Here is a 10,489-nt window from a genome sequence, read left to right as displayed (position 1 = left end):
GCTTGCCCGACTCGGTGTGCTCCCCGGAGACGACCCAGGAGTTGGAGCCCACCCCGTCGCCGTTCGCGGCCAGGTCGGGGATGGCGTCCAGGGCGGCGAGAGTGTTGCCGTATGTCGTCTCGTCCAGGGCGGGGGGACGCGGGTCGGCCGGAGCACCACGCGGCGGTGGAGCGGGCTCCGGCTCCGGGGCCTCCGTCGAGCTCCCCTGGTCACCGGCGGTGCCGCCGCGGCTCTGCCCGGTGCCGGTGCTGGTCGAGGGCGGGGCCCATTCGTCGGGCGACAGGATGGGGGCGTGCAGGTCGTAGGGGTAGTCGGGGTAGAGGGTGTTCAGCTGGGCCAGGGACACCTCTCCGGCCAGACGGGCCCGGGCCAGCTCGTCGGTGTAGTTGCCGCGCAGGTCCCAGGCCACCCCCTTGAGCCAGGCCAGGGAGTCGACCTCGTCCCAGGACTCGATCTGGTAGTCCGGCACGCTCTGGGAGAGCACGACATACTCCAGGGAGACCTGCGAGGGCGAGGGGTTGTCCCGCAGGTACGCGTTGACCCCGGCGCTGTAGGCCTGCAGGTAGCGGCGGGCCGACGGGTCGAGCATGGACAGCTCCTCCTGTGCGACGCGGCGCCAGCCCATGGTGCGCACGACCCGGTCGGTGTCCAGGCCCTCCTGCCCCACCAGCTCGGAGAGACGACCTGCGCTGATGTGCCGGCGCAGGTCCATCTGGAAGAACCGGTCCTGCGCCGCGACATACCCCTGTCCGCGGAAGAGGTCCTCGGGGGTGTCGGCGTAGATGTGGGCGATGCCGAGCTCGTCGCGGATCACCTCGACGTCGCCGTCCAGCGCGGCCACCGCGATCTCACCCTCGGTCTGCGGGAAGCTGCGCCGGGACAGCCCCACGCCCAGCACCACGGCAGCCACCAGGACGACGACCAGCACCGCCGCCAGGGGCACGAGGATGCGTCGGAGCAGGCTGGGCACGGCTCGAGCGTATGTCACCGCCCTGGTGGCGGTGGGGGACCCACGCGGACCGCCGCCGAACGGGTCTGTGCGCGGTGCGAGAGCATGCTGCCACGCGGCTTAGACTGCCTAGCTGTGCCTACCTACTCCTACGCGGGCCGGGACTGCGAGCACCGCTTCGACATCCAGCAGGCCTTCACCGACGACTCGCTGACCGAATGCCCCCACTGCGGCGGGCGGCTGCGCAAGATCTACAGCTCGGTCGGCGTGGTCTTCAAGGGCTCCGGCTTCTACCGCAACGACTCACGCAGCTCCGCCAACGGGGCGGGCAAGGAGCCCGCTGCAGCCGGTGGCGCGGGCAAGGACTCCTCGGGCAAGGACGGCACCTCCAAGGACTCCGCCGACAAGGAGTCCGGTGGCAGTGAGTCGGGTGGCAAGCAGTCGTCCGGCACGGGGTCGTCGGGCAAGGAGTCGGGTGGCACGGGCTCGTCGGGCAAGGAGTCGGGTGGCACGGGCCCGTCGGGCAACAGCGGCTCGGCCAAGGATTCCGGCGCCAAGAACCGTGCCGCCGCGGGATCGTCGGGATCGAACGGCACGGGGTCGCGCCAGTCGTCCGCACCCGCCCGCAGCGGCGCCTGACCGTCCACACGCCTCGCATCTGCGCCTGCTCCGCCGACACCCGCACTCTCGCCCGTTCGTCCACATCACCCGCACCTGCGCCTGCTCGTCCACAGGCGGCATGAGCCCGCGGCCACGGCATCCCGGCGGTACCTAGGCTCCGGGAGTGCCCACGACACCGCCTCGCGCGCAGCACCGGTGGCCCGGCGGCTCCGCACTCTCCCGCAGGAGTCGCGGCAGCCGACGTGCGGTCTGGCGACGTGGTCAGGCGCGCCGGGTGCTGGCTGCCCTGAGCGCAGCCGTCGCGGTCTGGCTCGTGGTCACCGCCCTGCGGCCGGCACCGCCGGAGACGGGTGTGCCGGTGCTGGTGGCGGCGGCAGACGTGCCGGTTGGCACGGTGCTGGAGGCCGCCGACGTGCAGGTCGTGCGGGTGCCCGAGCGAGTGGTGCCCGGCGGCGCCCTCGAGGATCCTGCGGCGGTGATCGGCCGGGTGTCCGGTGGTCCGTTGCGCAGCCGCGCGGTGCTCACCGACCAGGATCTCGCGGCGGGGTCGCTGGCCGACGGGCTGGGGCCGGATGTCGTCGTGGCCCATGTCTCGCTCGTCGACGCAGCGCTGGCCGCGGCGGTCGGCCCGGGCACGCGGGTCGATGTGCTGGCGCTGCTCGACGGCACCACGCTGGCCGCCGACGTCCCCGTCGTGGCCACGGACGCGGGCGACACCTCGGGCGTGTTCGTGGCCGTGAGCTCTGTGCAGGCGGCGGCGCTGGCCCGGAGCAGTGGTGCCGAGATGACCGGCGGGGTCACCCTGGTGCTGCATCCGACGCGGACCGCCGACCCGGGGTGAGCACGCCCGTCGGTGTCGAGCCGCCGACTCGGGCGGAGCGCCGTTGGTTGCCGGCCCATCGATCGGCTATCTTCACGCCCGACGTCTCCCCGTCGTCATCGTCCACGGCTGCGCGCCACCGGCTCCCCCATCTGCGAAGGATCTCCTCATGCTCCAGGGCTTCAAAGAGTTCGTGCTGCGTGGCAACATCGTCGACCTGGCCGTCGCCGTCGTCATCGGCAGTGCCTTCGTCGCCGTCGTGGACACGGTGGTGACCTCACTGATCAGTCCGATCCTGGCCCGGCTCGGCGGCGCCCAGGTCGACAGATTGGGCTTCCAGCTCGGCGCGTCGGGCAACGCCGCCACCCTCATCGACCTCGGCGCGATGATCAATGCCGCCATCGTGTTCGTGATCACCGCCGCCGTGGTCTACTTCGTCTTCGTGCTGCCGCTGAACAAGCTCTCCGAGCTGCGGGCGGCCGGTGAAGAGGAGGAGCCCGAGGCCCCGACCGAGGACGTCATCGTGGTGCGCGAGATCCGCGACCTGCTGGCCGCACGGGACAACCGGCCCTGACCGCGCCCGCAGCACCCATCGACGCCTGGGGGGCCGCGTCAGGCAAAGGCGCTGTAGCCGGTGGCGGCGCGCCCGATGAGCAGGGACTGCACAGTGTCCGTCCCCTCGTAGGTGTAGGTGGCCTCCATGTCCGCGAAGTGCCGGGCGACGTGGTGGCTGAGCAGGATGCCGTTGCCGCCGAGGACGTCGCGGGCGGTGGCGCAGACCCGGCGTGCCGTGGCCGCACAGTGCATCTTGGCCATCGCTGCGTGCTCGATGCTGCACTCGCCCCGCTGCTCCAGCTGCGCCATCCGGACGCACATGAGCTGCATACCGGTGATGTCGGTGAGCATGTGCGACAGCTTGTCCTGGATGAGCTGGAAGCGGGCCAGCGGGCGCCCGAACTGCTGGCGGTGCAGGGCGTAGGTCAGCGCGGCCTCGTAGGCGGCGACGGCGTGACCGGTGGCCTCCCACGCCACGCCCTGGCGGGACCTGGCCAGCACCCTGTTGGTGTCGGAGAAGGTCCGCGCGCCGGCCAGGCGGGCGTCGGCGGGCACCCGCACGCCGTCCAGGGTGATGTGCGCCTGCAGCAGGCCGCGGTTGGCGATCTTGCCCTCGATGACCTCGGCCCGCCAGCCCGGGACCGGCTGCTCGGCCCCGTCGGCGTGGTCGACGACGAAGCCCCCGACGTTGCCGTCGTCGTCGCGGGCCCAGACGACCACCACGTCGGCCACACTGCCGTTGCCGATCCACCGTTTCGCTCCGTGCAGGGTCCACCCGTCACCGTCGCGGCGCGCCACGGTGTCCATGCTGACCACGTCGGAGCCGTGCTCGGGCTCAGTGAGGGCCACCGCCCCCCACCGCTCCATCCGGGCCATCGGCGGCAGCCACCGCTCACGCTGCTCAGGAGAGCCCAGCAGGTGCACGCTGGTCATCGCCAGCCCGGAGTGGACCCCGCCGAAGGTCGCCAGGGATCCGTCGGAGCGGGCCAGCTCCAGGGTGATCATCCCCTCGGCGAGCACCGAGATGCCCGGGCAGCCGTATCCGTCGATGCTCCCACCGGCGACCCCCAGGTCACGGTAGACCTGCACCATCCGGGGGTCGAGGTTTGCATGCTCCCAGTAGTCGCCGGCGATCGGGGCGATCTGCGCGTCGCAGATCTCGCGGACCCGGTCGCGCAGCGCCCGCTCGGGCTCGCTGAGCAGCTCGTCCAGACCGTAGAAGTCGGTGCCGCGCGACCGGGCCAGCTGCGCGCCGAGCTCGGCTGACTCTGCTCGAAGGTCGCTCTCAGGTGGGTTGTCCATCATCGGATTCTCTCAGTCCCACTCCCCCGCCGAACAGTGTCCCCCCAGACTCTGGCCGCGACCCCACGACGTCGTCACGAGGAGCTGCGCGGCGTGAGCTGCTCGGCCAGCGCCGTCAGCAGCAGGACGGCGACCACGAGCGAGACCATGGCCCAGACCGCCTGCACCATGAACAGGGCAAGGACGGCGATGGTGTCCAACACCCCGATCACACCCCACACCGACAAGGCATGGGGGAACCGGCCCGCAGACCCCGTGCTCATGGCCGACGGTCCCCGGTGGCGATGTCGTCCGGTCCACGACCGGTGCGCGCCGGGACCGGCAACCGCCCACTCGGTTTTGAGCGCAGCGACGTCTGCGAATGGGATACCCGCACAGCCGCCACCTCTACTGGTCGCATGCGACCGGCCGAGATCAGACCCACGGTCCGGAGTCTGATTGCGTTGTAAGTTAACCCTCCACGGGTTCCGGCCGCAATCCGTGCGGCGAGTGGAGAGCTCACGCGATCATCACCGAGCAGCGCTGATCGGCATGCGGCTCACTCCCAGTGCGGCGGACGCTGCGCGCGCCACCACTGCTCACCCCGCTGCTCTGCGTCCTCACGGTCGGCCTCTCGATCCGCCGCGACGTCCCCGATCCGGTCGGTGCGGGCCGACTCCGGTATGCCGTCCGTCGCCGCGGCGTCGACGCGGCGGTGTCGTCGCGTTCCCCGCCCAGGGTCGGGCTTCTGCGCGTCGCGCCCGCGAGCGGGAGTCATCGACCGGCGGGGCGGGCCGACACGTCCCGGACCAGGGAGAGCAGGCGGGAGACCTCACGGGCGGGGTCACGGAACAGCTCGCCGGCGTGCACGCGCGTGTGCGTCCAGCCGAGTCTGGTCAGCTGCTCGGGGCGCACCCGGAACCGGTCGCGCCCCGGCGGCTGGGTCAGTGGCTCCAGGTCACTGTCGACGGCGACCAGCAGCCGACCGGGCCGGGCCGGGTCCTCGATCCCCAGCGGCACGACATACTGCCCGCCACCGACGGGGGTGTGCACCACCAACCCCTCGCCGCGCAGCCGCTCGGCAAGGTCGGCGAGCAGCTCCGGCACGGCAGCGTCGCCGCCCGCCTCGGCCGTGGACCGGAGCATCTCCTGCACCACCCTGCCGGCCGGCGCCCCGGTCGCCGCCGACAGCGGCTCCGCGCTGAGCACGGTCAGGCTCCGACGCACGGCTGCGAGCATGGTGACGGGCCGATGCAGGGGGAGCTCGCGGCCGAGGGCGGTCAGCCACACGACGTGGTCGCGCACCTCACCGGCCCAGTGGTCCGTGCCCAACAGCGAGAAGGGCTCCGGGCCGACCTCGGGCACCGTCGCCGGGTCGGCCCGGCGCTCGACCAGCGCCCGGTGCCAGGCGTGCCCGAACGCGGCCTGCACCTGGGGACGGTCCGCCAGCACGAGGATCGACTGACCGGGCCGGCGCTGCAGGTGTGCCAGCACCGTTTCCAGGGCCCGGCTCACCAGCTGCTGGGCATCGGGGAGCACGCTCAGCGTGGCCCGCGGGCTGCGCAGCACACCGGGATAGCCCTGCGGCGGCGAGTCGGCGAGGTGACCCAGGGGAGTGACCAGTCGCTGGTCCAGGGCGCGGTAGTGGGTGCCGAAGGTGCGCACCGGCAGCACGAGCGAGGCCTCCTCGAGCAGCGACGGCAGCGGTGGCCGCGCGACGTCCTCTCCGGTCGCGCCGTCGTCCTCCACCGCCCAGGTGAAGGCGGCGGGGCGAGCCTGGTGCCGGTCCCCGCAGATCAGCGTCTGGGTCCCCCGCTCGATCGCCGCGACGCAGTGCGCCGTCCGGGTGCGGCCGGCGTGCTCGACCACCACGAGCTGCACGCGCAGCCGCTCCGGCAAGGTCGCCGGCACGACGAGCGGACTGCCGACCAGCAGCGGCCGCAGCGCCAGCACCACATCGGCGGTACGGGTCAGCACCGTGCGCAGGTCGTGCTGACCCGTGGCGGCCGCCTCGCGCAGCGCCGCCACCTGACCGGGGTGGGCCGCGACGGCACGCCGGACCCGGCGGTGCCGGGTACGCAGCACCCGCGCGGTGTTGCGGCGCAGGTGGGCGCGGTCGGACCGGCGCAGGGCCCGGGTCGCCTCGTCGAGCTCCGCGGCGGTGCTGGCTGTCCCGGCCGGCGCGTCCGGCCCGGTGAGGTGGTCGTGGACCGATGCGTGGTGGACCATCTCCACCTCGGGGCCCACGTCGCGCGCCGCGACCCCCCGCTTGGCGAGGTCGTCGACCAGCGGTCCCAGGCCCGCCTCGCGCAGCGGCTGCATCATGCCGTGCGCCCGGGCGGTGACCGGCAGCCGGTCGGCGCGGGCGTCCAGGCGCACGAGTCGCTCGTGCAGCAGGTCCAGGTGCGTGGTCAACAGGTCGTGGCCCAGCGGGGTGGGCGCCAGCACCGCACTGAGCCAGGCCAGATCCTCGTGCACCGAGGCGAAGCGGTCCTGGGCCCGGTCGAAGTCCGGCGGCGTCGTCGGTCGGGCAGCCCGACCCGCGAGCGCCTCCCACTCGGTGCGCTCGTCGCGGGCGACCTGCACCCGGGCCGCGAGGTCCTGCGGGGGCGGACCGGGGCGCAGCAGGGCCCGCACCTGGCGGCGCAGCCGGCTGCGGACCATCGCCCCGGGCCGCTCGGCGGACTCCCCCTTGGCCCGGGTCGCCGCGACCATGTCGTCCAACGGGGCCTCAAAGATCTGGGTCCGGAAGATGTCGCAGGTCTGCTCGACGCGCCCCATCAGGTCGAGCCGGTCGCGCCACTGGATGAGGTTGACCGGCTCGGGCAGGCCGGCGGCGCGGCATACCTGGTCGAACTGCGCCCGCGCCTCGGCCAGCTCACCGCCGACCAGTCCGGCGACCACCTCGCGGGCGCGGACGGCCGCACCGTCGTCGGCGAGCTCGGCGGCATACCACGGGTCCTCGGCCCGTCCCCGCTCCCAGACCCCGAGCTCGGCGGCCTCGGTGAGCACCTCCACGAGCTCGGCGAGCCGGTGCGGGGTGAGCTGTCGCAGGACCGGGGGGTCCAGCCGCACGTGCGACAGCGGTGGGGTGCGCAGCCGGCCGAGCCGGGCCAGGGCGGCCTGGGTCTGGGCCAGCGACTGACCCCAGGGCTCGTGCTCGGTATGCAGTCTGGCCTCGTGGTCGGCGAGCACCTGCTGGGCGGCACGCCAGGCGGGCAGCGGGTCCTGCGCGACGTCGGGCTCGGGGGTGCGCAACGCGGTGTTGAGCTGGGCGGTCAGCTCCTCGATCGCCCGGCGGGCCCGGCGGGGGTCCTCGGCCAGGTCGAGCACGATGTCGTCGAGCCCGACGTGCGCCAGCCGGCGGCGCAGCGCGTCGATCGCCGGTCGCTCCTCGCTGACCACGAGCACGGTGTGGCCCTGAGCGACGGCGCCGGCGCCGATGTTGGCCACAGTCTGGGTGGTGCCGGTGCCGGCGGGAGTGTCCAGGACCAGGCTGCCCCCGCGGGCGACCTCGTCGATCACCAGCCGCTCATCGTGGTCGGCGTCGAGCACCGCCAGCTCGTGGCTGAGGTCGTCGGCGCGGACGGGGTCGGGCTCCAGGGTGCGTGGCCGTGCCTCGTGCCCGGCCAGGGCGGCGACCAGGTCGTGCCGGGTCAGCCCCGCCGGGTCCCCCGACAGGTGCGCGACCAGCGGCAGCTTGGCCCACGGGAAGGTGCTGACCACGGTGTTGGGACCGATGCTGAAGCCGTCGATGTCCTCGCAGAGCCACTCCAGCTCCTCGTAGGTCTCGCGGGGGTCGAAGCCACCCCCCTCGTGAGCCATCTCGGCCAGCTCCACGGGGTCGAGCTCGATGCCGGCCTCGCCGCGCAGGTAGTGCGCCAGGACGGGGTTGAAGACGACGTCGCGGTCCAGCTCGAGGACGTAGTCGCGGTGTGTGGCGTCGACCGGGTGGATGCTGCAGCGGCGCAGCAGCACGGGGGCCCGGGGCAGGATCTTGGCCCGGTGCAGCGACCAGGTGGCCAGGCCGACCGCGATGAAGCCCGTAGTCAGCCCGTGCTCCCGGCGGATCTCGACCGTCTTGTCCCGGATGGCCCCCAGCCGTCGGCGGGCAACCTCGAAGGCGACCTGCTCGCGGACGAGCTCTGAGAGCCGGGTGGGCACGCCGGCCAGCAGCTTGGCCACTCCCCCAGGGTGGGCCACGGTCAGGTCGAAGGTGCCCAGCGGCAGCTCACGGTGCCACAGCAGCGGGTTGCGGCCGCCGAGCTCGGTCAGGTCGTGCCGCCAGCGCTGCTGGGCGTCCCGGACCACGTCGACGCGTGAGCGCGGAGCGTCGGCGGAAGGGTTCACGCGGTCAGGCTAACTACTCGCAGACGTCGTAGCGCAGTCGACCCGAGGGCGACGGCGACGAGCGCGGCCAGGGCACACAGCCAGCCGTAGCCGAGGGTGTCGACGACGACTCCGGCCAGGGCTCCCCCGGTCGCCGCGGACAGCCCCATCAGCACGTCGGCGGCCCCCTGGACGGCGGAGCGGTCGCTGACCGGCACGGCGCCGGCGAGCTGGGCGGACCCGGCGACCATGGTGCAGGACCAGCCCAGGCCGAGCAGCGTCAGCCCGGCGGTCAGGCCCCAGGAGAACCCGGCGACCGAGAGCCCCGCCAACAGGCAGGCCAGCAGCAGCAGGGCCACGCCCAGCAGCACGACCCGCGGCGAGCCCCAGCGGTCGGTGAGGGCGCCGGCCACCGGGCTCAGGCCGTACATCCCCAGGATGTGCATGGAGATCACGAAGCCGATCACCTCGACCTCGGCGTCACCGTGCGTCATGTGCAGCGGGGTCATCACCATGATCGAGACCATCACGACGTGGCCACCGGCGATGGCCACCGTGCCCGCCAGCGCCTCGGGAGTGCGCCGGAGCACGCCCAGGCCGTGCCGGAACGAGCGGCGCGGACCTGCGGGGTCGGCGGGGGTGTCCATCGCGGCCAGCGCCCGCGCGGTGAGCAGCGGGTCGGGGCGCAGGTATGCGGTGAGCAGCGCGAACGCGACAAGGAAGCCGGCCGAGCTGATCACCCACGCCCCGGCCAGCGGGGGCAGGCCGAGCAGCCGGCTAAGGTCCGCGGCCGGCCCGAGCAGGTTGGGGCCGAGCACCGAGCCGATCGTGGTGGCCCACACGACCAGACTCAGCTGACGCCCCCGGTGACTCGGCTCGGCCAGGTCGACCGCGGCATACCGGGCCTGCGCGTTGGCCGTGGTGGCGGCACCGAACAGGAAGGTGCCGACCAGCAGCAGCCAGAACGTGGCGGTTGCCGTGGCCACGATGGCGCAGCCCGCACCGAGCGTGCCGAGCAGGTAGGCCGTGCTGAGGCCGACGCGGCGCCCGCGGGTGGCCATCAGCGCGGCGATGGGGATGGTCAACAGGGCACCCCCGAGGACCTGCGCGGTGGTGGCCAGCCCGGACAGGGCGTCGCTGCCGCTGATCTGCGCGGCGATGATCGCCGCGACGGCGATGCCGATGGCCACGCCGATGCCGCCCATGGTCTGGCTGGCCATGAGCAGGCGCACCGTGCGTTCCTGGATCGCCGGGATCTCGTTCGCCGTGGGCAGGCGGTCGATGCTCACTCCTGCACTATGGCAGAGGCGGCGCGGGACCCCGGGAGGAGTCGAATCGGTGCGGTGGACGCCTTCCAGGCGGCCACGAGCGCGGACCGTGCAGATGGTGCCCAATGTCACCATGTGCACCGGACTCTCCGCGCGGGGCGTTGCAGACGGTGCCCAATGTCACCCAACGCACGCGGACTCGCGGAGGCCTGGGGCCGTCCTCACCTGGGGCTGCTCATGGCCCATTGCTAGCCTTGCCTGCTGACCATCCCCGCCCTCGTAGCTCAGGGGATAGAGCACCGCTCTCCTAAAGCGGGTGTCGCGCGTTCGAATCGCGCCGAGGGCACAGCAAAACTGCAGGTCAGCGGCCTAGGTCGACACCCGTGGATCGATCAACCAGGGTGTTAGTCCGCAGTGAGTCCGCAAGAATCCGCGAGCGGGTGTCCGCCAGCCGGTCGGCCACCGCGTCGAGATCCGCGTCAAACAGGTCTGAGTGCACGTCCAGCGTGGTGCTCGCCTTGTCATGCCCGAGCATCCGCTGCACCCCCAGCACAGACGCCCCGGCCGACACCGCCAGACTCGCCGCCGTGTGCCGCAGCTCGTGCGGGGTGAGCCCAGGGACGCCCGCCGTCACCGCGGCAGCGTCGAACCAGTCTCGCCTCATGT

Annotated in this window: 10 protein-coding genes and 1 tRNA gene; 4 read left to right on the top strand and 7 right to left on the bottom strand. The window is 73.1% G+C overall.

Features of this window, described 5'->3' with window-relative positions:
* A partial coding sequence (locus ACR2FV_RS16740; protein WP_434016840.1) for a penicillin acylase family protein occupies nucleotides 1-970 on the bottom strand: 970 nt, incomplete at its 3' end.
* Between the two features lie 114 nt (nucleotides 971-1,084).
* On the opposite strand from ACR2FV_RS16740, the gene ACR2FV_RS16735 reads away from it, so the two are divergent.
* The 3 genes from ACR2FV_RS16735 to mscL all read left to right on the top strand — a co-directional run bounded on the left by ACR2FV_RS16735 (nucleotide 1,085) and on the right by mscL (nucleotide 2,964).
* Complete coding sequence (locus ACR2FV_RS16735) at nucleotides 1,085-1,588, top strand: FmdB family zinc ribbon protein (protein ID WP_434016839.1); 504 nt, start codon at nucleotides 1,085-1,087, stop codon at nucleotides 1,586-1,588.
* Between the two features lie 145 nt (nucleotides 1,589-1,733).
* On the top strand, nucleotides 1,734-2,411 hold the full coding sequence (locus ACR2FV_RS16730; RefSeq protein ID WP_434016838.1) for an SAF domain-containing protein: 678 nt from the start codon (nucleotides 1,734-1,736) through the stop codon (nucleotides 2,409-2,411).
* Nucleotides 2,412-2,559: 148 nt separating this feature from the next.
* Nucleotides 2,560-2,964, top strand: a complete 405-nt coding sequence (gene mscL, locus ACR2FV_RS16725; protein WP_434016837.1) for a large conductance mechanosensitive channel protein MscL — start codon at nucleotides 2,560-2,562, stop codon at nucleotides 2,962-2,964.
* A gap of 38 nt (nucleotides 2,965-3,002) precedes the next feature.
* On the opposite strand, the gene ACR2FV_RS16720 is transcribed toward mscL, so the two are convergent.
* The 5 genes from ACR2FV_RS16720 to ACR2FV_RS16700 all read right to left on the bottom strand — a co-directional run bounded on the left by ACR2FV_RS16720 (nucleotide 3,003) and on the right by ACR2FV_RS16700 (nucleotide 9,844).
* Nucleotides 3,003-4,247, bottom strand: a complete 1,245-nt coding sequence (locus tag ACR2FV_RS16720; protein ID WP_434016836.1) for an acyl-CoA dehydrogenase family protein — start codon at nucleotides 4,245-4,247, stop codon at nucleotides 3,003-3,005.
* Between the two features lie 74 nt (nucleotides 4,248-4,321).
* Nucleotides 4,322-4,510: a hypothetical protein gene (locus ACR2FV_RS16715; RefSeq protein ID WP_434016835.1), complete on the bottom strand. Its 189-nt coding sequence runs from the start codon at nucleotides 4,508-4,510 to the stop codon at nucleotides 4,322-4,324.
* Nucleotides 4,511-4,785: 275 nt separating this feature from the next.
* Nucleotides 4,786-5,004 carry a hypothetical protein gene (locus tag ACR2FV_RS16710; RefSeq protein WP_434016834.1) on the bottom strand — a complete coding sequence of 73 codons (219 nt, stop codon included), beginning with the start codon at nucleotides 5,002-5,004 and terminating at the stop codon, nucleotides 4,786-4,788.
* The gene (locus ACR2FV_RS16705) at nucleotides 5,001-8,576 is read right to left on the bottom strand and encodes a hypothetical protein (RefSeq protein WP_434016833.1); all 3,576 of its coding nucleotides are present in this window, start codon (nucleotides 8,574-8,576) and stop codon (nucleotides 5,001-5,003) included. Before ACR2FV_RS16705 ends, ACR2FV_RS16710 begins: the two co-directional genes overlap by 4 nt.
* Nucleotides 8,573-9,844 (bottom strand): MFS transporter, encoded by a 1,272-nt coding sequence (locus ACR2FV_RS16700; RefSeq protein WP_434016832.1) that lies wholly within the window; start codon nucleotides 9,842-9,844, stop codon nucleotides 8,573-8,575. The genes ACR2FV_RS16705 and ACR2FV_RS16700 overlap by 4 nt, the downstream gene beginning before the upstream one ends.
* Nucleotides 9,845-10,096: 252 nt before the next feature.
* Between ACR2FV_RS16700 and ACR2FV_RS16695 the strand changes: the two genes are divergently transcribed.
* A tRNA-Arg gene (locus ACR2FV_RS16695) sits at nucleotides 10,097-10,169 on the top strand.
* Nucleotides 10,170-10,184: 15 nt separating this feature from the next.
* On the opposite strand, the gene ACR2FV_RS16690 is transcribed toward ACR2FV_RS16695, so the two are convergent.
* Nucleotides 10,185-10,489, bottom strand: a 305-nt coding sequence (locus tag ACR2FV_RS16690; protein ID WP_434016831.1) for a tyrosine-type recombinase/integrase, incomplete at its 5' end; no start/stop codon positions are given.

It is taken from the genome of Ornithinimicrobium sp. (genome assembly GCF_051004135.1).
GTDB lineage: Bacteria > Actinomycetota > Actinomycetes > Actinomycetales > Dermatophilaceae > Ornithinicoccus.
The sequence above is the reverse complement of the archived record's forward strand: the minus strand, read 5'-3'. Positions and strand labels throughout refer to the sequence as shown.